The 23,472-nt window shown below is 71.2% G+C and carries 17 protein-coding genes and 2 pseudogenes; 7 read left to right on the plus strand and 12 right to left on the minus strand.

The window, feature by feature from the left end; translation table 11 throughout:
- Nucleotides 1–63 precede the first annotated feature (63 nt).
- Genes glgC through ABZ928_RS06145 form a run of 3 tightly spaced genes read right to left on the minus strand, consistent with a single transcriptional unit; the run spans nucleotide 64 to nucleotide 3,277 of the window.
- Nucleotides 64–1,284, minus strand: coding sequence for a glucose-1-phosphate adenylyltransferase (glgC, locus tag ABZ928_RS06135; RefSeq protein WP_361515315.1), 1,221 nt, complete (start codon nucleotides 1,282–1,284; stop codon nucleotides 64–66).
- Nucleotides 1,285–1,335: 51 nt separating this feature from the next.
- Nucleotides 1,336–2,487 carry a glycogen synthase gene (gene glgA, locus ABZ928_RS06140; RefSeq protein ID WP_361515316.1) on the minus strand — a complete coding sequence of 384 codons (1,152 nt, stop codon included), beginning with the start codon at nucleotides 2,485–2,487 and terminating at the stop codon, nucleotides 1,336–1,338.
- 40 nt (nucleotides 2,488–2,527) lie between these two features.
- A complete protein-coding gene (locus tag ABZ928_RS06145; RefSeq protein ID WP_361515317.1) occupies nucleotides 2,528–3,277 on the minus strand; it encodes a (2Fe-2S)-binding protein in 750 nt (249 codons plus the stop codon).
- A 210-nt stretch (nucleotides 3,278–3,487) separates the two neighbouring features.
- Here ABZ928_RS06145 and ABZ928_RS06150 point away from each other — a divergent pair, with 210 nt between their 5' ends.
- Entirely contained in the window at nucleotides 3,488–4,621 is a 1,134-nt protein-coding gene (locus tag ABZ928_RS06150) for a DMT family transporter (RefSeq protein WP_361515318.1), read from the plus strand.
- Here ABZ928_RS06150 and ABZ928_RS06155 read toward each other — a convergent pair.
- Nucleotides 4,611–5,762, minus strand: a complete 1,152-nt coding sequence (locus ABZ928_RS06155) for a transglycosylase family protein (protein ID WP_361515319.1) — start codon at nucleotides 5,760–5,762, stop codon at nucleotides 4,611–4,613. The two genes, ABZ928_RS06150 and ABZ928_RS06155, sit on opposite strands and share 11 nt — an antisense overlap.
- A 154-nt stretch (nucleotides 5,763–5,916) precedes the next feature.
- Between ABZ928_RS06155 and ABZ928_RS06160 the strand changes: the two genes are divergently transcribed.
- The 3 genes from ABZ928_RS06160 to gndA all read left to right on the plus strand — a co-directional run bounded on the left by ABZ928_RS06160 (nucleotide 5,917) and on the right by gndA (nucleotide 9,539).
- Complete coding sequence (locus tag ABZ928_RS06160) at nucleotides 5,917–6,498, plus strand: TIR domain-containing protein (RefSeq protein ID WP_361515320.1); 582 nt, start codon at nucleotides 5,917–5,919, stop codon at nucleotides 6,496–6,498.
- Entirely contained in the window at nucleotides 6,499–7,917 is a 1,419-nt protein-coding gene (locus ABZ928_RS06165; protein WP_361515321.1) for a hypothetical protein, read from the plus strand. It abuts the gene before it with no gap.
- Nucleotides 7,918–8,099: 182 nt separating this feature from the next.
- Nucleotides 8,100–9,539 (plus strand): NADP-dependent phosphogluconate dehydrogenase, encoded by a 1,440-nt coding sequence (gene gndA / locus ABZ928_RS06170; RefSeq protein WP_361515322.1) that lies wholly within the window; start codon nucleotides 8,100–8,102, stop codon nucleotides 9,537–9,539.
- Here the strand turns inward: gndA and ABZ928_RS06175 are convergent.
- From ABZ928_RS06175 to ABZ928_RS06195, 5 genes are all read right to left on the minus strand, one after another.
- Complete coding sequence (locus tag ABZ928_RS06175) at nucleotides 9,536–9,772, minus strand: hypothetical protein (protein ID WP_361515323.1); 237 nt, start codon at nucleotides 9,770–9,772, stop codon at nucleotides 9,536–9,538. The two genes, gndA and ABZ928_RS06175, sit on opposite strands and share 4 nt — an antisense overlap.
- Nucleotides 9,773–10,204: 432 nt before the next feature.
- On the minus strand, nucleotides 10,205–10,549 hold the full coding sequence (locus tag ABZ928_RS06180; RefSeq protein WP_361515324.1) for a GNAT family N-acetyltransferase: 345 nt from the start codon (nucleotides 10,547–10,549) through the stop codon (nucleotides 10,205–10,207).
- Nucleotides 10,550–10,581: 32 nt separating this feature from the next.
- Nucleotides 10,582–11,001: an aspartate 1-decarboxylase gene (gene panD, locus ABZ928_RS06185; protein ID WP_361515325.1), complete on the minus strand. Its 420-nt coding sequence runs from the start codon at nucleotides 10,999–11,001 to the stop codon at nucleotides 10,582–10,584.
- 170 nt (nucleotides 11,002–11,171) lie between these two features.
- A complete protein-coding gene (locus ABZ928_RS06190; protein ID WP_361515326.1) occupies nucleotides 11,172–15,035 on the minus strand; it encodes a glycoside hydrolase family 2 TIM barrel-domain containing protein in 3,864 nt (1,287 codons plus the stop codon).
- A 173-nt stretch (nucleotides 15,036–15,208) separates the two neighbouring features.
- Nucleotides 15,209–17,098 carry an ABC transporter ATP-binding protein gene (locus tag ABZ928_RS06195; RefSeq protein ID WP_361516135.1) on the minus strand — a complete coding sequence of 630 codons (1,890 nt, stop codon included), beginning with the start codon at nucleotides 17,096–17,098 and terminating at the stop codon, nucleotides 15,209–15,211.
- A 78-nt stretch (nucleotides 17,099–17,176) separates the two neighbouring features.
- Here ABZ928_RS06195 and ABZ928_RS06200 point away from each other — a divergent pair, with 78 nt between their 5' ends.
- Entirely contained in the window at nucleotides 17,177–18,202 is a 1,026-nt protein-coding gene (locus tag ABZ928_RS06200) for a lysylphosphatidylglycerol synthase transmembrane domain-containing protein (RefSeq protein WP_361515327.1), read from the plus strand.
- A 76-nt stretch (nucleotides 18,203–18,278) separates the two neighbouring features.
- A pseudogene (locus ABZ928_RS06205) lies at nucleotides 18,279–18,422 on the plus strand (enoyl-CoA hydratase); the annotation flags it as partial.
- A 13-nt stretch (nucleotides 18,423–18,435) separates the two neighbouring features.
- Here ABZ928_RS06205 and ABZ928_RS06210 read toward each other — a convergent pair.
- The 3 genes and pseudogenes from ABZ928_RS06210 to ABZ928_RS06220 all read right to left on the minus strand — a co-directional run.
- Nucleotides 18,436–19,338, minus strand: a pseudogene (locus tag ABZ928_RS06210) (NAD(P)/FAD-dependent oxidoreductase); the annotation flags it as partial.
- Entirely contained in the window at nucleotides 19,335–20,774 is a 1,440-nt protein-coding gene (locus ABZ928_RS06215; protein ID WP_361515328.1) for an FAD-dependent oxidoreductase, read from the minus strand. The pseudogene ABZ928_RS06210 and the gene ABZ928_RS06215, both read right to left, overlap by 4 nt.
- The gene (locus ABZ928_RS06220) at nucleotides 20,771–22,210 is read right to left on the minus strand and encodes an FGGY family carbohydrate kinase (protein ID WP_361515329.1); all 1,440 of its coding nucleotides are present in this window, start codon (nucleotides 22,208–22,210) and stop codon (nucleotides 20,771–20,773) included. The genes ABZ928_RS06215 and ABZ928_RS06220 overlap by 4 nt, the downstream gene beginning before the upstream one ends.
- A gap of 279 nt (nucleotides 22,211–22,489) precedes the next feature.
- Here ABZ928_RS06220 and ABZ928_RS06225 point away from each other — a divergent pair, with 279 nt between their 5' ends.
- On the plus strand, nucleotides 22,490–23,467 hold the full coding sequence (locus ABZ928_RS06225) for a hypothetical protein (RefSeq protein ID WP_361515330.1): 978 nt from the start codon (nucleotides 22,490–22,492) through the stop codon (nucleotides 23,465–23,467).
- Nucleotides 23,468–23,472: the final 5 nt, after the last annotated feature.

The following is a 23,472-nucleotide window of genomic DNA, read 5'->3' on the forward strand; positions in this document are numbered from 1 at the left end:
CCATGGGCACCCCAGGGGTCACAGGGGTGCCCGTCCATGCCCGTGAATGCCCGTGCATGTGTCTCAAGACACCTGCTGGCCCTTCCCGAGCGCGATCACACCGCCCTTGGAGACGGTGTACAGCTCCGCGTCCCGCTCCGGGTTCACCCCGATCGTCGCGCCCGGCGGCACCTCGACGTTCTTGTCGAGCACGGCCCCGCGCACCACCGCGCCCCGGCCTATGCGGACGTTGTCGTGCAGGATCGAGCCCTGGACCACCGCCCCCGGGTCGACTCTGACGCCCGGCGACAGAATCGACCGCGTGACCTGGCCGCGGATGAGGCAGCCGGCGCTGATGATCGACTCGCTGGCCATCCCGCCCGCGTTGAACCGGGCCGGGGAGAGCTGGCCGGAGTGGGTGTAGATGGGCCACTGCCGGTTGTAGAGGTTGAACGCGGGGCGCTCGGCGATGAGGTCCATGTGCGCGTCGTAGTACGCGTCCAGGGTGCCGACGTCACGCCAGTAGCCCTGGTCGCGGGTCGTCTCGCCGGGCACGTGATTGAGGCTGAAGTCGTAGAGCTGGGCCTCGCCGCGGTCGGTGAGCTGGGGCAGGATCGAGCCGCCCATGTCGTGCACGGAGTCCTCGTCGTCGGCGTCCCGCTGGAGCGCCTCTATGAGGGCTTTGGTGGTGAAGACGTAGTTGCCCATGGAGGCGAAGACGGTCTCCGGGTCGTCCACGAGGCCAGGCGGGTCGGCGGGCTTCTCCAGGAAGCCCTCCACGGTCAGCCCGTCCGAGCCGGGCGTGATCACACCGAACTGCGAGGACTCCGAGCGGGGCACCCGGATACCGGCCACCGTCACCCCCGCGCCGCTCTCGATGTGCTGGGTGAGCATCTGGCGCGGGTCCATCCGGTACACGTGGTCGGCGCCGAACACCACGACGTACTCGGGCCCTTCGTCGTGCACGAGGTTCAGCGACTGGAGGATGGCGTCGGCGCTGCCCAGATACCAGCGTTTGCCGAGCCGCTGCTGGGCCGGGACCGGGGTCACGTAGTTGCCGAGCAGGCTGGACATCCGCCAGGTGGTGGTGATGTGCCGGTCCAGCGAGTGCGACTTGTACTGCGTCAGGACGCAGATGCGCAGGATGTCGCCGTTCACGAGGTTGGAGAGGACGAAATCGACGAGGCGATACGTTCCTCCGAAGGTGACCGCCGGTTTCGCGCGGTCCGCGGTCAGGGGCATCAGGCGTTTGCCTTCTCCGCCCGCCAGTACGACTCCGAGCACCGAAGGACCACCACGACGCATGGCCGCTCCCCTCACCCTGGTTGACCCATGCCTGCCCCTGCCCGGGGCGCGCTACGCCTGTTTGAGGATCTCCTCGTAGAGCCGCACCGTCCGCCGCGCCACCGCGTCCCAGCCGAACTCCCCCACCGCGCGCTCCCGTCCGGCCTCGCCCATCCGCCGGGCGCCCTCGGGATCACCGAGCACGGAGTCCAGCGCGCGGGCCAGCGCGGGCTCGAAGTCGTCGTCCACCCGGACGAGTACGCCGGTCTTGCCGTCGTCGACGACCTCGGGGATCCCGCCGACCTGGGAGGCGACGACGGGAGTTCCGCACGCCATCGCTTCCAGGTTGACGATCCCGAGGGGTTCGTACACCGACGGGCAGACGAACACGGCGGCGTGCGTGAGGAGTTGGATCACATCCGGGCGCGGCAGCATCTGCGGGATCCAGTGGACACCCTCGCGCACACTGCTCAACTCCTGGAAGAGCTCGCGGAACTCGCGGTCGATCTCCGGGGTGTCGGGCGCTCCGGCGCACAGCACGACCTGCGCCGCCGGGTCGATGTCCCGTACCGCGCGCAGCAGATGGGGCACGCCCTTCTGGCGGGTGATGCGGCCGACGAAGAGCACGAAGGGCCGGTCCGGGTCCAGGCCGATGCGGGTGAGGGCCTCGGTGCCGTGGTCGGGCCGGTAGAGCGTGGTGTCGATGCCGTTGTGCACGACGTGCACCCGGGCCGGGTCGAGCGCCGGATAACAGGCCAGGATGTCCTCGCGCATGGCGCCGGAGACCGCGATCACCGCGTCGGCGGACTCGATCGCGGTGCGCTCGGCCCAGCTCGACAGGGCGTATCCGCCGCCGAGTTGCTCGGCCTTCCAGGGGCGCAGGGGCTCCAGCGAGTGCGCGGTCATCACGTGCGGGATGCCGTACAGGAGCTTGCCGAGGTGGCCGGCGAGGTTGGCGTACCAGGTGTGGGAGTGCACGAGTTCGCGGCCTTCGAGGCCCGCGGTCATGGCGAGGTCCACGGAGAAGGTGCGCAGCGCGTCGTTGGCGGTGTCGAGCACGGACCAGGACCGGTGGCGGGCGACGCCCACGCCGCGCCCTTCGCCCCAGCAGTGCACCTCCAGGTCGACCAGGGAGTTCAACTCCCGGGCGAGGAACTCGACATGGACGCCCGCGCCGCCGTACACGTCCGGCGGGTACTCCCGGGTCAGCAGGCCCACTCGCACCCGGAACCCCCTGTTCTCAGCGGCTGGTTGCCCTTCATGGTCACCCAGATGCGGCGCGCGGGGAAGACCGCGGGGGCCGTGTGAAGCAACAGTCGCCGCACACGCCGCCGCCGGGGACGCGGTAGTAGAGGCAGCAGCTGCGGCGCCGGAGGGTCGCCGGGTCGAGGGTGCCGGCGAGGGCGGGGTGGGCGAGGAGTTCCGCGGTCAGGGCGCGGGCGCGTGCGGCGACGTCGGTACGGCCGTTGGCGTGCGCCCATCCCAGGAGCTGGCGGGCGGCGCCGGCGAGCGCGGAGGCCGCGTTGCCGCGGAGCAGGCCGGAGGCGACCCGGTACCGGTCCCGCAGCGCCGCGGCCAGGGGTTCGAGGTGACCGTCCAGCACGGCCGCCGCGAGGTTCGCCGCGTCCCCGGGCAGCGGGCGGAGCTCGGTGAGCCACAGGTCGTCGGGGGCGCTGCCGTCGGCGTCCCAACGCAGGAGCCGGGGGTCCAGGTCGGGGATGCGGCCGTGGAGGGCGGCACAGCCCAGGGAGACCGACCACAGCCGGGCGGCGAGTCCCTGCTGGGCCACCGAGGCCGCGATCCGCAACTCGGAGGCCCGGAGGGCGTCCGCGACCTTCTGGACACGAAAAGTCATAGAATTTCCGTAAACCTCCGGCCCACGATTTTCGTAGGCCTCCGCGAGCGTCGGCGGTGCCGGACGCGGCACTGCGTCCGTGCGTAGTACGAAGAAGCCGCCGAGCGGGCGGAGGGCGGTGAGATCGGGGTCGAGGTCCACGAGAAGCAGTAGTACCAAGCCCCCTAGGGGCCACCCCCGACCGGGCGCGGTACCGCGTCACCCACCCTGGGGAGGACTGCGCCCGATTCGTACTCCATCGGCAGTAGGACCCAATGCCTGCTCAGGTACGACGACGGGAACAGCTTTTCGCGGCATCGTGTTGCATATGGAAGCTGACCGTACACCGCGCCGGGGTCACCGCCCCCGCTTCACGCAGAGGAGCAGCTCATGAGTGCCCTCGCGTTGTCCGTGGTCCTGTCGCTCGTCTCCGCCGTCGCCTACGCGGGCGGGGCGATCGTCCAGGAGCAGGTCGCGGTGTCCTCCCCCGAGCAGCAGTTCGCGCCGTTCCGGCGGGCGAGCTGGTGGGCGGCGGTCGCGCTGAACGGCCTCGGCGGACTTCTGCACGTGGTGGCGCTGGCGTACGGTCCGCTCAGCCTGGTGCAGCCCCTGGGCGCACTGACCATCGTCTTCGCCCTCCCCATGGCGGCGCTGTTCGTCGGCCGCAAGGCCGGGGCGACCGCCTGGCGGGGCGCGATCATGGCGACCGTCGGCCTGGTGGGGCTGCTGTCCCTGGTCGGGGCCTCCGAGGCGCAGTCGCTGGACACGGCCGAGCGGGTGGCCCTCGCCTCCGTGACCGGTCTCGCGGTCGTGGCCCTGATGATCGCGGGCCGGGCGGCCCACCGGCACCCGGCGGTGCGCAGCATCCTGCTCGCCACCGCCTCCGGCATAGCGTTCGGCATGTCCTCGGTCTTCACGAAGATCGTCTCGGTCGACTGGACCGACGGTCTGACGGTGGCGGACGTGCCCTCCCTGGCCGTGATCGGCGTCCTGGCCACGGCCGGCATGCTGCTCTCGCAGGCCTCCTACCGCGGCGCGGGCCTGGCGGCGCCGCTGGCCATGCTCACCGTCGTCAACCCGGTGGTGGCGGCCGTCGTCGGCATCACGATGTTCGGCGAGACCTTCCGCTACGGCACCACCGGCACCGTGCTCGCCCTGAGCTGCGGTGTGGTGGCGGCGGGCGGACTGATCCTGCTGACGACGGAGCGGATCGCCCGCACGGAGACCCGGCGGGTGCCCGAGCCGGCCGCCACGGCCACCGTCCCCGAGCAGACCTCGGCGGAGGTCGCCGAGCGGCTGCTGGCGGGGCTGTCCGAGCCGACTCCCGCCGAGCAGCCGCACGCCGGTCTTCCCGAGCAGTCGGCGGTACCGGAGAGGGTTCTGATCCCGGCGGAGATGTCGGTGGCGGACCCGGAGTCCCCCGGCCCCGACGACTCCCCGGTCTACCTCTACGGCCCGCTGTACGGAGCCTCGTACGTTCCGATGCCGGTGCTCGACCGGCATCGGATGAGGATCAAATCCTGACGCCGCCGCGACGCAGATAGGCGACCGGGTCGATATCGGAGCCGAAGCCGGGCCCCGTCCGCACTTCGAAGTGCAGATGCGGGCCCGTGCTGTTGCCCGTGGACCCGGACCGGCCGATCCGCTGACCGCCGCCGACGCTCTGCCCGCTCTTCACGGAGATCGCGGAGAGGTGGGCGTACTGCGTGTACCGCCCGTCGCTGTGCCGGATCACCACCTGGTAGCCGAAGGACCCGGCCCACCCGGAGCTGACCACCCGCCCCGCCGCGACGGCCTTCACGGACGTGCCGGTGGGGACGGCGAAGTCGACGCCGGTGTGGTAGCCCTTCGACCAGGAGGAGCCCGCCTTGTGGTACGGCGTGCCGGTGGGGGCGTCGACGGGGGCGACGAGGGAGTGGCCGGCCTGCTGTGTGTCGTCCGAAGTCTTCTTCTCGGCGGACTCGGTGGACGACTTGGAACCGGCGGACGTCTGGGTGGTCGTAGTGACCGCCTTGCCGCGCAGGCTGAGCCGCTGCCCCGGCAGGATGAGGTCGGGATCGGCCCCGATGGTCTTCCGGTTGGCGGCGTACAGCCCCCGCCAGCCGCCCTTCACGTCCTGCCGGTCGGCGATGCCGGAGAGGGTGTCGCCGTGCACGACGGTGTACATCTCGGCGGTCCCGGCCCGGGACTGGGGCGTGGTCTGGGGCTGCACGTCGGGCACGGAACTCACGGAGCTCTTGGTGGACGTGGACCCGGCGGGATGGATATCGGGGGTGTCACCCCCGCGCGTCAGACCGGCCTTGACCGAACAGACGGGCCACGCGCCCGGCCCCTGCCCGTCCAGCACCTTCTCCGCCACCGCGATCTGCTCGTCCTTGCCGGCGAGATCGGCCCGCGGCGCGTACCGCGTCCCGCCGAACGCCTCCCACGTCGACTGGGTGAACTGAAGCCCGCCGTAATACCCGTTGCCGGTGTTGATGCTCCAGTTGTTGCTGGACTCGCACGCGGCGACCTTGTTCCAGGTGTCCACATCGGCCGCGTGCGCCGTGCCGGCACCGGCGCCGATGAGCGGGATCGCCATCCCGGCACCTCCCGCCGTGACGGTGAGTGAGGCGCGGTTGATCCTGTTCGGCTGATACCGGCGGTGCCGGCCGCGTACGGCCATGGAGCTGCCCCCTCGACATACGTGATTACGTGCATACGTCAGGAGGGCCAAAAGTAAGCGGCACGAACAGGCCATGACAAGACAGCAACCGGCCGCCCTGCGGGGGTGATTGGCGGTTACACTCCATCCCACCAGCGGGCGAGCGGGGCGTGGCGTGGACTACGAGTACGACGTGTTCCTGAGTTACAGCCGGAGTTCGGGAAACGTCAGCGAGTGGGTATGGAATCACTTCTACCCGTTGCTCGCGAGCAGACTTGAGGACGAGACCGGGAACGCTTCGATATTCATCGACCGCGACCTCACGGAACGCCAGAACGCTCGCTGGCCGGACCAGCTCGCTGCCGCGCTCCAGAAGAGCCGTCTACTCGTTGCCGTACTGTCCGCCCCCTATTTCCGGTCGCCTTGGTGCGTCGCCGAGTGGCGCTCCATGGAGGAGCGTGAGGCGGTGTCCGGATTTCAGGGGTTGATCATTCCCGTGGTCTTCGCAGGCGAGTCCACTTTCCCGGAATCCGTACGCAATCGGCAGCTGTACCAGGACTTCAGGAACTACAACATCCCTTACCTCAAGTACCGGGAAACCGAGTCGTACCTGGACTTCGATCGGGAAGTGCGGCACTTCGCCCTGCTCATCGCGGACCGTCTGACAGAGGTTCCCGACTGGAACGCCGACTGGCCGGTGCTCAGACCCCCACCCCTGACCTCGACTCCCGACCGACTTCCGCGGTTTGGAGCGTGAATGGAACCCGGACAGATCGTCACGTTCTACTCCTACAAGGGTGGAGTCGGCCGCAGTTTCGCGCTCGCCAACACGGCGGTGGTGCTGGCCCGTTGGGGATATCGCGTGCTGTGCGTGGACTGGGACCTGGAGGCGCCAGGGCTCGGGCACTACTTCGAGGAGCACATCGCCGAGTCGCGGTCGGGGCTGCTGGAGATGATCGAGGAGGCGCGGGAGTCGCCCTTCCAGGGAAGATCGGCCGCGCTGGGGCACCTCACCACCGTGACACTACCCGAAGGCGCACGCCTTGATCTGATCACGGCCGGGAAGAAGGACGACCCCACCTATGTCAGCCGCCTCCAGGGGCTCGACTGGCAGACCCTGTACACGCAACATCGCTTCGGGAGGACTCTGGAGGCGTGGCGCGAGGAGTGGATGGAGCGCTACGACCTAGTTCTCGTCGACAGCCGTACGGGCGTCACCGACTCCGGCGGGATCTGCACCGTCCAGATCCCCGACGTCCTCGTCTTCGTCTTCACCGCGAACGAGCAGAACGTCAGCGGTGTGCTGGAGGTCGTCGAGATGGCGAGGAAGGAGAGGGACAAGCTGCAGTACGACCGGCCCGGGCTGCTGACCGTTCCGCTGCTGAGCAGGTTCGACGCGCAGCCCGAGTACGAGCGGGGTGAGACCTGGCGACGGAAGCTGGCCGAGCGGATGGAGCCACGGCTGCGGGACTGGGCCCCGCGGGGAGGCGCCGCCGATGAACTGCTGCAACGCGTCACGGTTCCCTACTTCCCGGTCTGGTCGTTCGGGGAGCCGCTGCCCGCCCTCACCGAGAGCCACCGCAACTCCGCGCAGGTCACCTACAGCATCTCCAGTCTCGCCGCGTTGCTCGCCCGCCGGCTGGAGGACGTCGGTCTGCTGATCGAGAACCGTGACTCCTACGTGGAGACCGCCCAGCGGGCCGCACAACAGGACTACGAGGCCGACGTGTTCGTCAGCCAGAGCCCCCGCACGGCCGCGGTGGCCGGGCAGTTCGTCGCGCACCTGCACGAGCACGGGCTGACGGCCCTGACCGTGGCGGGGGATCCGCTGTCGACCTCGCACGAACAGCGACGCCAACTCATCGACAGATGCCGTCACTTCGTCCTGCTCGTGGGTGACGGTGGCGAGAGCGTGGCCCAACGCCTGGACATGACCTACTTCCTGCGCCAGTCCGTCAACGTCATCACCGCCGAGCGCCGGGTGTTGCCGGTCGTCACCTCGGCGTCGGCCGTCCGCCGGCTGCCGCCCCTCACGCAGTCCCTCGAAGCGTTCAACCTGGAGGAGGTCACCTTGGTCCAGGCCGCCCGCGCCATCAGCGACCGCGTTCGACAGGCCGCCCCGCTTCTGGAGTACGGTGCGCCGCGCGCCCCGCGGGCCGCTCGCTACGACATCTAGCGCCCCCTCTTCACGCCGACCGCGCAACTGAACGACGCACCCCTCGTGACCCGTATCTGATGTGCGTCCTGCCACGTGGCGGGCCAGGATGGCCGTTGGACCATACTGACGAGCACGACCGGCAGCACCGATAACCGATACACCACCTACTCGATCCACCGGATCTTTTGGGAGCACACGGTATGAGCACTACAGCGCAGATCGGCGTCACGGGCCTCGCGGTCATGGGCAGTAATCTCGCCCGGAACTTCGCCCGCAACGGATACACGGTCGCGGTGCACAACCGGACGGCGTCCCGTACGCAGGCGCTGGTCGAGGAGCACGGGCATGAGGGGGACTTCATCGCGGCGGAGACCGCGAAGGACTTCGTGGCGGCGCTGGAGCGGCCGCGGCGGCTGGTGATCATGGTGAAGGCCGGGGGGCCGACGGACGCGGTGATCCAGGAGTTCGCTCCGCTGCTCGAACCCGGTGACATGATCATCGACGGGGGCAACGCGCACTTCGCGGACACCCGGCGCCGCGAGCGGGATCTGCGCGAGCAGGGCATCCACTTCGTCGGCACCGGTATCTCCGGTGGTGAGGAGGGCGCGCTCAACGGGCCGAGCATCATGCCGGGCGGGTCGAAGGAGTCGTACGCATCGCTCGGTCCGATGCTGGAGAGGATCTCCGCCAAGGCGAAGGACGGGGCGCCCTGTGTGACGCATGTGGGGGCCGATGGCGCCGGGCACTTCGTGAAGATGGTGCACAACGGCATCGAGTACGCCGACATGCAGCTGATCGGTGAGGCGTACCAGCTGCTGCGCGATGTCGCCGGGTACTCGCCCGCGCAGATCGCGGAGATCTTCCGGACGTGGAACACCGGCCGCCTCGACTCGTATCTGATCGAGATCACCGCTGAGGTGCTGTCGCACGTGGACGCCGCGACCGGCAAGCCGTTCGTGGATGTGGTCGTGGACCAGGCCGAGCAGAAGGGGACCGGGCGGTGGACCGTGCAGATCGCCCTTGACCTCGGTGTCCCGGTGTCGGGTATCGCCGAGGCCGTCTTCGCGCGGTCGCTGTCCGGGCACGCGGAGCTGCGGGAGGCCTCGCGGGGGCTCGCGGGGCCCAAGGCGACGGCGCTGAGCGAGGCGGAGGCGGGGGCGTTCGCCGACCGGGTCGAGCAGGCGCTGTACGCGTCGAAGATCGTGTCGTACACGCAGGGCTTCCATGAGATCGCCGCCGCTCGCGACGAGTACGACTGGGACATCGACCTCGGTGCCGTCTCCGCCATCTGGCGCGGTGGGTGCATCATCCGGGCCGCGTTCCTGGACCGGATCCGGGCCGCGTACGACACGCGCGCCGATCTGCCGAGCCTGCTGTCCGACGAGACGTTCGCGCGGGAGATCGCCGAGGCGCAGGACGACTGGCGTGAGGTCATCGTCGCGGCGACCCGGCAGGGCGTGCCCACGCCGGGCTTCTCGGCCGCGCTGGCCTACTACGACGGGCTGCGGTCCGAGCGGCTGCCCGCGGCGCTGACGCAGGGGCAGCGGGACTTCTTCGGGGCGCACACCTACCGGCGGACCGACCGGGAGGGGTCGTTCCACACGCTGTGGGGCGGCGACCGGTCGGAGATCTCCGCCTAGGACGGCCGCGGCACGCCACCGTCGAGGCCGGCCCGTGCCGGTTCCGGCGGTGGGGCGGCGCCCCGCGCCCGGAGCAGCCGCTCCAGGACCTGGTCCCGCAGCGGGCCCATCCGCTGGTCCGTGAGGTAGCAGCGGTGGCCGTCGATGGGCGGGAAGACCGGGTGCTCTTCGGAGCGCGGCGATCGGGCATTCGTGGCGCCGTTCCGGCGTTCGGCGGGGTCGGTCCACTGCACGTCCACCCCGCCGATGCCGACGGGTCCGCCGAGCGGATCGGTGTCGCGCCAGACGTTGAGGGATGAGAAATTCTCACCCTCCGTACATCATGCGCTCAACTGAGCGGCGGTCCCGGCTCCGGGTTCGGTACGGGCTCCGGGCCGGGCGGGATCGGCGAGGGATCCGGGTTCGGCTGCGGGTCCGGGGTCGGCTGCGGACCAGGACCAGGACCGGGCCCCGGCGGAGGGCTCGGAGGAGCGGGAGGAGTCGGTGCGGGCGGGGTGGGCACGGGTGCAGGCGGGGGCTCCGGGTGGGGGCCCGGTGTCGGGCCCGGGTGGACGGGGTCCGGGTACGGGTTGGTCATGGTGTCCTCCAGCCAGTGGTGACGTCGGCTCTGGACTACTCCCCCGCCTACCCGGTGCCCGGCACCCCAGTCACCCGTACGGCCCGCGTCAGAAGCGGCCGGGATGGGCCACCAGCCACTCCTTCGCCGCGCGGAGCAGCTCGGGGTCGGCGACCGGGGCCTCGTCGGGGTGGCGTTCGGCCCACTTGACGACGTAGGGGCAGAGGGGGGCGACGACGATGCCCTCGCGCTTCGCGGTGGCGTAGAGCTCGCGGGCCAGGGAGCCCGCGATGCCCTTCCCCTCGTGGGCCGGTTCCACGATCGTGTGGACGGGGACCAGGGCGCGCTCGGGCGATTCGAGGACGAAGTACTCGATGTGGCCCACGACTTCGCCGTCGCCGAGGGCTTCCAGACGGCCGGCCGCCCGGTCGTCGCGGATCTCTGTGTCGCTCATGGGCACGCTCCTGGTCGGACGTCGTACGGGGATCAGGCCGGTACGGCCTGCGGGCTGCGCTCCTGGTCCGAGCCCGGCACCGGCTCCGACGGGTCCGCGCCCAGGGCCACGATGCGGTTGTCGCGGTCCACGTGCACGACCCGGGGTTCGAGTGCCCGCGCCTCGGCGTCGGTCACCTGAGCGTAACTGATGATGATCACCAGATCACCGGGGTGCACGAGATGGGCGGCGGCCCCGTTGATACCGATCACACCGGAGCCGCGTTCGCCTTCGATGACGTACGTCTCCAGGCGGGCGCCGTTGGTGATGTCGACGATGTGGACGAGCTCGCCGGGCAGCAGGTCGGCGGCGTCGAGGAGGTCCGCGTCGATGGTCACCGATCCCACGTAGTGCAGGTCGGCCTGGGTGACGGTGGCGCGGTGGACCTTGGATTTGAACATGGTGCGCAGCATGAAGTGCTCCGAGGTGTCGGGCTCCCTGCCTGGTCCCGCCAGGTCAAGGGCTCTGGGTGCACGGGCGGGTCCAGGGTACGGAAAGGGGTCCCGGCCGCGCACCGAGACCCCCGTCACTCCGTTGCCCCTGATCGACCGGCTGTTCCGTCGGCTGTTCCACCGGCTGTTCCCTACTCCGCCGCTGTCGGCCTCCGCGACGCCCCCATCGCCTCGTCCACGTCCCTCAGCGGCCGCAGCCGGTAGGTGTACGTGTAGTCCCGGTTCGCGAACAGCTTGTACTCGTCGTGGGTGTGCGCGCCCCAGCTGTTGTCACCGCCCAGACCCATCTGCCGGTGACTCACCCGCAGCACGACCTCCTTGCGAGGCGTCAGCTGGTAGTCGTGACGAGCCCCCACCGACAGATCCTCCGGCGTGAAGTACGAGGCGTTGAACTCCATGAGCGGCTCCCCGGACACCAGCAGGCCGCCGCCGGAGTCATCGGTCAGGGCCACCCAGCGGACATCGGTCTTGTGGCCGCTCTCCTGCGGGCGGATGTACGGGGTCCGCTGCCCGGAGACGGTGCCGGAGTACACACCCACATCGGTCGCGTCCTGACGGTCCCAGTAGTTCTCCTCCGGACCGCGACCGTAGTAGCGGAGGTGTTCCAGACGGCTCGGCAGGAGGAGCAGGGTGCCGACCTCCGGGATGTACGGCAGGGAGGAGGCCCCCGGGTGCAGGGTGTTGTCGACCTTGATCTCGCCGTTGCCGAAGACCGTGTAAGTCGTGGTGTACGACGACTCCGTGGTCGTCGGGAGCGTGCCGCCGACCTTGATCTCGACGGCCCGGTCCCGCAACCCGCGGACCTCGACCGACGTCACCTTGCGGTGCGTGCCCGCGTCGCGCCAGGTCTGGTTGCGGACGTGCTGGCCGTTGCCGCGATCGTTGTCGGTGGGCGCTCGCCAGAAGTTGGGTGCGGGTCCTGAGGTGATCAGCCGTTTACCGGACGCCTCATAGGAGGTGATGACGCCGGTCCTCTTGTCGACGGTGGCGGAGAAGCCCCGGCCGGTCACCGTCACCGACTCGTCGCCGTCCTCGAACCGCAGCGCCGGAACGCGGTCCAGCGGCACCGGGGTGACCGCCGCGCTGCCCGCCTCCACGGCGAGCTGCTGCTTGGCCACCTCGAACCCGGCCTCGGCCCACGGGGTGGACTGCCTGGTGGTGAAGGAGAGTTGGAGGAAGTACTCCGTGCCGGGGGCGGGTGCGGACGGGACCTTGAAGGGGACGGTGATCTCCTTGCTCGTCAGCAGCGGCACATCCAGCTGGGCGCGGCTGAACCGTCCTCGCTGGACCGCCTTGCCGTCAGCGACCAGCGCCCAACTTCCCTCGTACTCCCGGATGTTGGTGAACAGGTTCTCGTTGGTCAGGGTCACCGTCCGCGAACCCTGGGACGCCCAGGCCACGTTGATCGTCTGGTAGATCTGTTTGACCTCGGCCGCCTTGCCGGTGTGGCGGCGGTCGGCGGTGAGGAGGCCGTCCGAGGTCGAGTTGCCGTCGTTGGGGTTGTCGCCCCAGTCGCCACCGTAAGGGAGGAACGACCGCACCCCGGGTCGCTTCTCGGTGACCTCGGCGGTGGCCGCGTCGAACCAGAACCGCACGCCGTCGTCGTCGGGGCCCCGGCCCTCAGTGCCCAGTTCGGCGGCGCTCAAGGCCCGGGCGTACACGCGCGCCCGCCGGATGGTGCCGCTGAACTCGCGGGTCGGGTTGTCGAGGTCGGTGGCGAGGGCGAGGGACACCGTGTTGTTCGCGGGGCGGCGGGTCGTCGTACGGGTGGCTCTCACCGAACCGTCCACGTACAGGGTGAGCGTGCCCGCGTCCGCGTCGAAGACGCCGGCGATGTGGTGCTCGGAGCCCGTCCAGTCGTCCGGCAGGGCCCAGTTCGCGGCGATCCACTGGCCGTCGCCGTAGATGAAGAACTCCAGGGTCCTGTCGCTCTGTTTGAGGGAGTACTGGGTGTCTCCCTTGGCGAGGATCGGCTGGTGGTAGCCGGTGTGGCGCGGGGTGATCCATGCCTCGAGGGTCAGTGAACCCGTGAGATCCAGGCCGGGGTCGCGGGCGAAGACGGTGCCGCCCGAGACGCCCTTCTCTCGGTCGAAGGTGCCGGACGCGGGGAGGATCTCGCCGCCGACGCGGGCCGGGCCGGACTCGGTCAGCAACTTCCGCGTGGGCGTTGGCCAGTTGAGGGACTGGTCGACGAAGTCCCAGATCCAGCCGCCCTGGAGGACGTCGTGACGGCGCACGATGTCCCAGTACTGCTTGAAGTTGCCGGTCGAGTTCCCCATCGAGTGGGCGTACTCGATCATGACGTACGGCCGGGTGTCGGCGGTGTCTTTGGCACGTTGCTCCACGCGGGCGGGGCTGTCGTACATCTCCGAGCGGATGTCGCTGATGGCGGGCCGGTCGTCGCCCTCGTACTGGACGACGCGTGTCGTGTCGTACGACTTGATCCAGTCGTGCATGGCGACGAACGTGCTGCCGCCGCCCGCCTCGTTGCCCAGCGACCAGATGACGACGGAGGCGTGGTTCTTGTCGCGGTGGACCATGTTCTGGGCGCGGGCGACGCAGGCCTCGGTCCAGTCGGCGTGGTCGCCGGGGTATTCGCCGCGGATGCCATGGGTTTCGAGGTTGGTCTCGTCGACGAGGTACAGGCCGTATTCGTCGGCGAGTTCGTACCAGTGCGGATTGTTCGGGTAGTGCGAGGTGCGGACCGTGTTCATGTTGAGCCGCTTGATGATCGTGATGTCCTCGACCAGGTGCGCGCGGGTCACGGCGATGCCGCCGTCGGGGTGCAGTTCGTGGCGGTTGGTGCCGCGCAGGGAGACGGGCCGCCCGTTGATGCGCATGAGGCCGTCCTTGAGAGCGAACTCGCGCAGGCCGACGCGGTGCGAGAGCGTCTCGATGACCTTGCCCGCCGGGTCGCGCAGCCGGAGAACCGCCGTGTACAGATACGGGTGTTCGGCCGACCACAGCCGTGGATCGGGTACGGCCTTCGCGGCCCGTACGGTGGTCTCGGCGCCGGAGTCGAGGGCCACCGTCTGCTGGAGCGGGCGGGGCCAGACGGGGTGGCCGCCGGTGTCGTACAGCTGGGTCTCCACCGAGTACGCACCCTGACCGGAGCCGCCGTAGTCGCGCACGCTCGCGGTGACCGACAGTTCGGCGGCCTCGTAGTCCTCGCTCAGCGGGGTGTCCAGCTTGAAGTCGCGCAGGTGCACGGCCGGGGTGGAGTACAGGTACACCGAGCGGAAGATGCCGCTCAGCCGGATCATGTCCTGGTCCTCCAGCCAGTCGCCGTCCGAGAAGCGGTAGACCTCGACGGCGATCCGGTTGGTGCCGCGCTTCAGGTGCGGGGTGATGTCGTACTCGGCGGGGGTGTAGGAGTCCTCGTGGTAGCCGGCCAGCTCGCCGTTGATCCATACGTAGTGGGCCGACTTGACGCCCTCGAAGTGCAGGAAGGTGCGGCGTCCCGACCAGTTCTCCGGGACGGTGAAGGTCCGCCGGTACTGGCCGACGGGGTTGAAGCGGGTCGGCGCGGCCGGGGGCTGGGCGTCCTCGCCGAGGCCGTTGGGGCCCCACCAGGGGTAGGTGATGTTGACGAAGATCGGCCGGTCGTAGCCCTGTGTCTGCCACACCGACGGGACCGGAATGGTGTCCCAGTCGCTGTCGTCGAGGTCCGTGCGGTGGAAGTCGGGGTCGCGGTCGTCGGGGCGGTCGGCGTAGGCGAACTTCCACTTGCCGTCGAGGTTCAGGCGGTACGGGGAGCGGGTGCGGTCGGCGGCCAGGGCCTGTCGGACGTCCGCGTACGGCATGAGGGTGGTGTGCGGCGGCTCGGTGCCGAGGCGGAAGACGGCGATGTTGCCGTTCCACTCCGGGGTGCCGGCCGCCCTGTCCGCCGCGTGGGCGGGGGTGGACGGTCCGGGCAGGGCGAGGGCGCCGAGGACGGCGGCTCCCCCTTCCAGCAGACGCCGGCGGCTGACGGGCGACACGGGAAAGTACGACATGACCGTGGCCTTCCTCGGGACGACAGTGTGGGGGCACTGCTTTGAGCAAGCGTCAGATCCTGTGGGGTGCTGTGGGGAAACCGAACGCACCCTAGGTTCTCGTCCCGGGGGAAGCAACGATGTTGTCGTTCTCTGTGTGAATCTGCGGGGTTGACGTGTCGTGTGCGGCTGTTCTACGCGACCGCCTCGATCTCCGGGACGTTCCCGGACCGCTCCTGGAACTGGGTCCGGTACAGCTCGGCGTACCGTCCGTCCGCCGCCAGCAGTTCCTCGTGCGTGCCCTGTTCCACGATCCTCCCGCTCTCCACGACCAGGATCCGGTCGGCCGCGCGGACCGTGGACAGACGGTGGGCGATGACGATCGCGGTGCGTCCCTCCAGTGCCTCGGTCAGCGCCTCCTGCACGGCCGCCTCCGAGGTGTTGTCGAGGTGGGCCGTCGCCTCGTCGAGGATGACGACGCGCTGACGGGCGAGCAGCAGCCGGGCGATGGTCATGCGCTGGCGTTCGCCGCCGGAGAGGCGGTAGCCGCGTTCGCCGACGACCGTGTCGAGGCCGTCGGGGAGGGCGTCCACGAGGGTGTCGAGGCGGGCGCGGCGCAGGGCGTCCCGGAGTTCGGGCTCGGTCGCCTCGGGCCGGGCCAGCAGCAGGTTGGCGCGGACCGTGTCGTGAAAGAGGTGGCCGTCCTGGGTGACCATGCCGAGGGTGGCGCGCAGCGAGCCGGCGGTGAGGTCGCGGACGTCGGTGCCGCCGATGCGTACGGCGCCCTCGTCGACGTCGTACAGGCGCGGGAGCAGTCCGGCGATCGTCGACTTGCCCGCGCCGGAGGAGCCGACGAGCGCGATGGTCCGGCCCGGTTCGGCGCGGAAGGAGATGCCCTTCAGGACCTCCTCACCGCCCCGGGTGTCCAGGGCCGCGACCTCCTCCAGGGAGGCCAGGGAGACCTTGTCGGCGGACGGGTAGCCGAAGCGGACGTTCTCGAACTCGACCGCGACCGGCCCCTCGGGCGCGTCGACGGCGTCCGGCTTCTCCTCGATCAGGGGCTTCAGGTCGAGCACCTCGAAGACCCGCTCGAAGCTGACCAGGGCGCTCATGACCTCGACGCGGGCGCCGGCGAGGGAGGTGAGCGGGGCGTAGAGCCGGGTCAGGAGCAGGGCGAGAGAGACGACGGCGCCGGGTTCCAGGGTGCCGCGCAGAGCGAACCAGCCGCCGAGGCCGTAGACGAGAGCGAGGGCCAGTGCGGAGACCAGGGTCAGCGCGGTGATGAACACCGACTGGGCCGTCGCCGTCCGTACGCCGATCTCGGCGACCCGGCGGGCGCGGGCGGCGAACTCCTCGGACTCCTGCTCGGGGCGGCCGAAGAGCTTGACCAGGGTGGCGCCGGGCGCGGAGAAGCGCTCGGTCATACGGGTGCCCATCGCCGCGTTCAGCGCCGCCGCCTCCCGCTGCATCCCGGCCATCCGGGCGCCCATGCGGCGGGCCGGGACCACGAAGACCGGGAGCAGGGCCAGGGCGAGCAGGGTGACCTGCCAGGACAGGGTGAGCATGACGGCGAGGGTGAGCAGCAGGGTGACGAGGTTGCTGACGACTCCGGAGAGTGTGTTGCTGAACGCGCGCTGTGCGCCGATGACGTCGTTGTTGAGTCGGGAGACCAGCGCTCCCGTACGTGTGCGTGTGAAGAACGCGACCGGCATGCGCTGCACATGATCGAACACAGCCGTCCGCAGATCGAGGATGAGTCCTTCCCCGAGCGTCGCCGACAGCCGGCGGCCGAGGATGCCCAGGGCCGCCTCCACGACCGCGATGAGCGCGATGAGCAGGGCGAGTCGTACGACCGTGCCCTCGTCGTCGCCCGTCACGATCGCGTCCACGACATGTCCGGCGAGCACCGGGGTGGCCACGGCGAGCAGCGCCGTCGCCACCCCGAGCACCACGAACCGCGCGATACGGGCGCGGTGCGGCCGGGCGAACGCGCCGATGCGGCGCAGGGTCGCGCGGGCGAAGGGGCGGGTCTGCTGCTGGGCGTTCATCACGCCCTGGAGCTGTGTCCAGGCTGTGGTTTCCATGCTCATGGGAGCGAAGGTAGGACCTCAAGCGTTGTTGAGGTCAACACTCCTTGGATGTCCCCCCGCCCGAAGGATCCGATGACCACCAGCAATCCCCCGGCCGCCCTTCCGCAACCCGCAGTTGGCGCGGCGGGGAAAACCTCTCCGGACGTGAGCCCCCGTCGCGTCCTCGTCCCCGCCCGCAGGATCCGCCAGATCCTGTGTCTGCTTCCGCTTCTGCTCGTCACGGTCGTGGCCGTGCGGCACCGCTCGGTCCTGGCCGAGGGCTTCGGCCATCTGGAGTCCGCCGAGTGGCCCTGGCTGCTGGTCGCGGCCTGCGCGACCTGTCTGACCTGGGTCGCCGCGGCCTGCACCCGACAGGGCGCGGTCGTGCAGTGCCTGCCCAAACGCCGCCTGCTGGCCACCCAGTTCGCGGCCGGCGCCGCCAACCACCTGCTCCCCACAGGCCTGGGCGCCAGCGCGGTCAACCTCCGTTTCATGACGGTGTGCGGGCTGCCGCTGGCCCGCTCCTCGGCCGCGCTCGCGCTGTATCTGCTGGCCGAGTCGATAGGCCGGCTGACCCTGCTCGCCGCCCTGCTCATCGCCTTCCCCGACGCGCTGAGCCTCGGCACGCTCCTGCCCGAGGGCACGGTGGGCGCCCTGCTGCCCGCCCTCGGGGTGGTGCTGGTCCTGGTCGCGGCGGTGCTCCTGTCCGTACGACGGGTGCGTACCGCCGTGACGTCCTTCCTGCGCACCGCGCTCGGCGAGGCACGCGAGGTGCACACCCGGCCGGCGCGCGCGTTCGCCCTGTGGGGCGGTTCGCTCGCCTTCCCGGCGCTCCAGGCGGCCGGGCTCGCGGCGGTCGGACAGGCTCTGGGGCTGCCGGTGCCGCCGCTGCACATGGCGGTGGCGTATCTCGCGGCGACGGTCGCCGTCGCGCTGGTGCCCACACCGGGTGGAATCGGCTCGGTGGAGGCGGCGCTGGTCGTGGCGCTGGTGGCGGCGGGGGGCCCGGCGGCGATCGCCACGGCCGTGGTGCTGGCGTACCGGATCATCACGGTGTGGGTTCCGCTGGTGCCGGGGGCGCTGACGCTGGGGGCGCTGGTGCGGATGAAGGTGATCTGAGCGCAGAGGGCTCGCGCGGCCGGACTCCCTGACGCTCGCGCGGCCGGACGCGCTGGCGTCGGTGGCCTGGTACGAAGTGCTGGACCAGGAGGGGATGGACGAGACGGCAGCGCTGCGCGGTGAACTCGCTTACGGGGTGGGGGTGTTGGCGGAGAGCCTGGAGGGGGCCGCGCGGTTTGCTTCGGGGGCGGGGCGGCACGGGACCTTCAAGAACCTGTGAATGCCGGAGTGTTCAGGTACTGATGGACAGCGGCGGCCACCCGAAGTCCAGCGCGGGCCGCCTCGGTCGCGCTCTCCCCGGGGCGCAACACCCCGCCTGCGGCGAACACCCCGGGCCGTGAGGTCTCGGGGGCCAAGCTCAGCCCCCCTCGCCGCGCGAGTTCGTTCTCGGCCACGAAGTCGCCCGTGAACACCACGGTGTCGCACGCCAACACGGCCGTACGGCCGTCCCGGTGACGCACGCGCACGCCGGACAGCCGTCCACGGCCGAGGAGTTCGGTGACGGTGGTCCCGGTGAGGAGAGGGAGCCCTCGGTAGAGACGGGCCTTCTGCGCCCGGACCCGGTTCACCCCTGGCCGCTCGGACTCGGTGACCATGGCGACGACGTCCGCGCCGGCGGCCCGTACGGTGTCCGCGGCCGAGTAGGAGACCCCCTCCGCGCCGACGATCACCGCACGCGTCCCGATCGGCTGTCCGTGCAGATGAACCGCCTGCTGAAGCTCACCGGTCGTGTAGACCCCGGCCGGCCGGGTCCCCGGCACCAGGCGTGCCGTGCGCGGGCGTTCGCGGGCGCCGGTGGCGAGGAGTACGGCCCGTGCCTCGATGGTCTCGGGGCCGTTCGGGCTGACGGTGGTGAGCGTGAGGGGGCCCGCCCAGTCGAGGGCGGTCACGCCGGTCCGTACGACCGCCCCGGTCCACAGCGCGGCATCGGTGAGCCGCCGGGCGTACGCGGGGCCGGTCAGCGGGTGCGGCCAGCCGCCGAAGCCGCCGTGGGCGCAGTGCCGCGGGACTCCCCCGGGCTGTTGCTCCCGGTCGAGCACCTCGACCCGGCCGACGCCCGTGGCGGCCAGGAAGGCGGCGGCGGACAGGCCCGCGGGGCCCGCGCCGATCACCAGGACGTCGACCTCGCGGCTCATTCCCGTGCCTCCCGCGACGGCTGCGGCGCCGTGCCCGTCGAACTCTCGCGATCCACCCCGCCGCCCTCCTCGAACAACTCCCGCACCGCCGCCCCGCAGTAGAACCCCTGACAGCGCCCGGCCCGCGCCCGCGTCCGGCGGCGCAGTCCGTCGAGGCCGCCCGGCGGGACCGTACTGCTGAGGGCGTCGCGGATCTCGCCGCGGGACACCCGTTCGCAGTGGCAGACGAGCGTGCCGTACTCCGGGTCGGCGGCGATGAGTTCGGGGCGCTGGTAGGGGCGGGGGAAGGCCTCGCCGAGGTTGGGCATGCGCACCGGTTCCAGTTCGCGCGACGGGCCCAACTCCAGTCCGTTCGAGGCGAGTTGCTCGACGACATACCCGGCGATGGCGAGCGAGGCGGTCAGGCCGGTCGAGCGGATGCCGCCGACCGTGACGTACGACTGCTCCGGGTGGACGCGGATGCGGTAGTCGTCGTGTTCCGTGGCGGCACGCAGCCCGGCGTAGACGGCCGTGACCTCCTCGTCGAGCAGCGAGGGCAGGATGCGGCGGCCCTTCTCCCGCAGCAGGGACAGGCCCTCGGCGGAGGACCGCGTGGCCTGTCTGTCGTCGAGGTCCTCGGCGGTGGGTCCGAGCAGGACGTTGCCGAACACCGTCGGTGCCACCAGCACGCCCTTGCCGAGGGCCGTCGGGACGGGCAGGAGGATGTGCCGGACGAGCGACCGGGCGAACTTGTCGAAGACGATGAGCTGGCCGCGGCGCGGGGTGACGGTGAAGTCGTCGTGGCCGAGCCGCCGGTCGAGGGTGTCGGCGTGCAGTCCGGCCGCGTTGATCACCCAGCGGGCGTGGAGAGGACCCCGGGTCGTACCCGAGACTCCTTGCTCCACGCGGCAGTTGAGGTGCAGGTCGACTCCGTGCCGTACCGCCTGCGTGGCGTACGCCAGGACCGTCGTCCACGGGTCGATGACGCTCTCGCCGGGGACCTCCAGAGCGCCCAGCGCGCCGGGGCCCAAGTGCGGCTCGCGCTCGTACAGTTCGGCCGGCCCCAGCAGCCGGGTCTCCTTGTGGTCGTTGCGCTCCGCCTTCTCCGCGAGGCGGGGCAGCGTGGCGAGCTGTTCCTCGTCCCAGGCGACCAGGAGCGCGCCGACCGGCTCGACGGCGATGCCGGACTCGGCGGCGTAGGAGCCGAGTCGGCGGTACCCCTCGCGGACGAGCCGCCCCTCCAGTGACCCCGGCACCGCGTCGAAGCCGGTGTGCAGGATCGCGGTGTTGGCCTTCGAGGTGCCCTGGCCCACGTCGTCCTGTGCCTCGACCAGGGCGACCCGCAGGCCTGGGTGGCGGGCGAGTTCGCGGGCGATGGCGCAGCCCACGACTCCGGCGCCGATGACCGCCACGTCGTACGTCGTCGGCGGGAGCGGTCCGGCGGTGGTGACCGTCATCCGGGCGTCCGGTCGAGGAGGGCGGCGACCTCGGCGCGGAAGGCGGCGCGGCGTTCGGCGGCCTCGTCGGAGGTGATGCGGGGTTCGTGGACGGCGGCCGGTTTCCAGTCGGGCAGGGCGTCGGTCAGGGACAGGCCGGGCTGTGCGCCGAGTCGGGCCAGGGCGCCGACGCCGAGCGCGGTGGCGTCGGGCAGCGCGGACACCTCCACGGGGCGTTGCAGGAGGTCGGCCTGGGTCTGCATGAGGAGGGTGGAGCGGGTGAGGCCGCCGTCGACGCGGAGGGTGGTGAAGGGGGCGCCGAGGTCGCTGCCGGCCGCGTCGGCGAGTTCGGCGACCTGGGCGGCGATGCCCTCGCACAGGGCGCGGACCAGGTGGCCCGCGCGGGTGTCGAGGCCGAGTCCGGTGAGCGAGCCGCGCAGGTCGCCGCGCCACCAGGGGGCGGCGAGGCCGGCCAGGGCGGGGACGAAGGTGACGCCGCCGCTGTCGGGCACCGCGCCGCCGACGGTGTCGAGGTCGGCGGCGCCCTTGATGACGCCGAGGTCGGTGAGCCAGCGGACGGCGGACGCGGCCGTGTACACCTGGCCGTCGAGGCAGTAGCTGGTCTTTCCGTCGAGGCGCCAGGCGACGCAGCTGACCAGCCCGGAGGTGCCGTGTCTCGGGGTGTCGCCGGTATGGGCGAGGAGGAACGCGCCGGTGCCGTAGGTGCACTTGGCGCCGCCGGGTCCGGTGATGCGCTGGGCGAGCAGGGCGGCCTGCTGGTCGACGGCGAGGCCGGTGAGCGGGATCTCGGGTCCGAACTCCTCGGTCGTACCGATGGGTTGGGCGTTGTCGACGACCTTCGGGAGCCGTTCGCCGGTGAGGCGGTACAGGTCGAGGGCGCGCTGTGACCAGCGGGCGGTGTCGAGGTCGAGGAGCTGGGTGCGGCCGGCGGTGGCGGCGTCGGTGACGTAGGCGCCGGTGAGGCGGTGGACGAGCCAGGCGTCGGTGGTGGTGACGACGCCCTCGCGGGTGCGGTGGCGGCGTATCCAGGCCATCTTGGGCGCGGCGAAGTACGGGTCGAGGGGCAGGCCGGTCAGGGCGCGCAACTCGTCGGCGTACGGGTTGAGTTCCTCGCACACGGTCTCGGCGCGGCGGTCCTGCCAGACGAGCGCCTCGGTGAGGGGGCGGCCGGTGTCGGGGTCCCAGGCGAGGACGGTCTCGCCCTGGTTGGCCAGGCCGAGCGCCACGACCGGTTCGCGCGCTTCGGCGAGCGCGCGGTGGCCGGCGTCGACGACCGAGGTGTACAGCTCCTCGGGGTCGACCTCGACCAGGCCGCCGGGGAGATGGCGTGGCCGTACCTCGGCGAAGCCGGTGCCGATGACACCGCGTTCGGGGCAGACGACGAGGGCCTTGGTGCCGGATGTGCCCTGGTCGACGGCGAGCACCGGACCTGTCATCGAGCCCCTCCCCAGGCAGTGTCGTCGGATCCGCCCCGGGCGATCACCGGGCGACAGCCTGCCGCCGCCCGCCACGCCGCGTCAAGCGACGCTGACGGCTGGTCAAACCTCAGGCCGCGCAAAGGAGTTCGAAAAGATCGGGAAATGGGAGAAGAGGCGGAACCTCCGCCTCTATAGTGACCGCCGCGACCGACGAGCTCGTCAACTGCCGCCCAGAGGAGGGCTGTTGTTACTCCACCCTGCCGTCAGGACCCGCCCGCTGCCAGGGGCGGGAGACTGATGGCCAGAGACGGAGCACGACCCGCCTACGATCCCGCAGGGCACGACACCGCGCTGCGCGCCACGCTCCAGGAGGTGCGCGCCGGGCGCTGGATGTCGATGCGCGGCCTGCTCGCCGGGACGACGGCCTGGTGGCAGTGGACGCAGCGCACCCAGGTCCTCGGCGCCGCGGCGGCCGGCACCGATGTGGTGCGGGCCTGGCTCGAGGAGGAGCCGCGCAGTGTCCCGGCGACCGTGATGCACGCCCGGGTCGTCGTGGAACGGGCGCTGCGGGCGCACCGCGAGGGCCACGCCCGCACCCCGGACCTGTGGCGGGAGGCCTGGCAGGCGAGTCACGGCGCGGCCCGGGCCGCCCCGCAGGATCCCGTGCCGTGGGTGTGCCTGCTGGCGCTGGCCCGGCTCGACCGGGACCGGCGCTGGGACGAGCACCGGGTCGCGCCGCCCGGGCCGATGCTGCCGCCGGGCCCGTGGGGGCTGCTCGCGGAGGCCGACAAGCGCGACCCGTACAACCGCGAGGCCCACCAGCGGATGCTCCAGTTCCTCTACGACCACGGCACCTCGGGACGGCTCGCGGAGGCGGCGGGCTACGCGCACTGGGCCGCCGACACCGCTCCCCCGGGCTCCGCGCTGCACGTCCTGCCGCTGTACGTCCGCGTCGAGCGCTACCGCCGCTCCGGCGGCCGGGACGCCGCGCTCGATCTGCACTGGGTCGCCGAGGACGCCACCCGCGAGGCGCAGCGCGCGCTGTACGCCTGGTTCGAGCAGACCTTCCCCGCCGAACGCGCGCTGCCGGATCTCAACCATCTCGCCCACGCCCTGTGGGGCGCGCTCCAGTTCCAGGACGCTGCACGGGTGTTCGAGGCGCTCGGCCCGTACTGGACGCCTCAGCCCTGGGCGTACCGCACCCCCGAACCGGGCGACATCGGCCAGGCCGTGGAGATCTTCCTCCAGGCCCGGGCCCGCTGCCGCCCCGTATGACCCCA

Origin of the sequence: Streptomyces sp. NPDC046909, assembly GCF_040644695.1 — a bacterium.
In the GTDB taxonomy this organism is placed as follows: domain Bacteria; phylum Actinomycetota; class Actinomycetes; order Streptomycetales; family Streptomycetaceae; genus Streptomyces.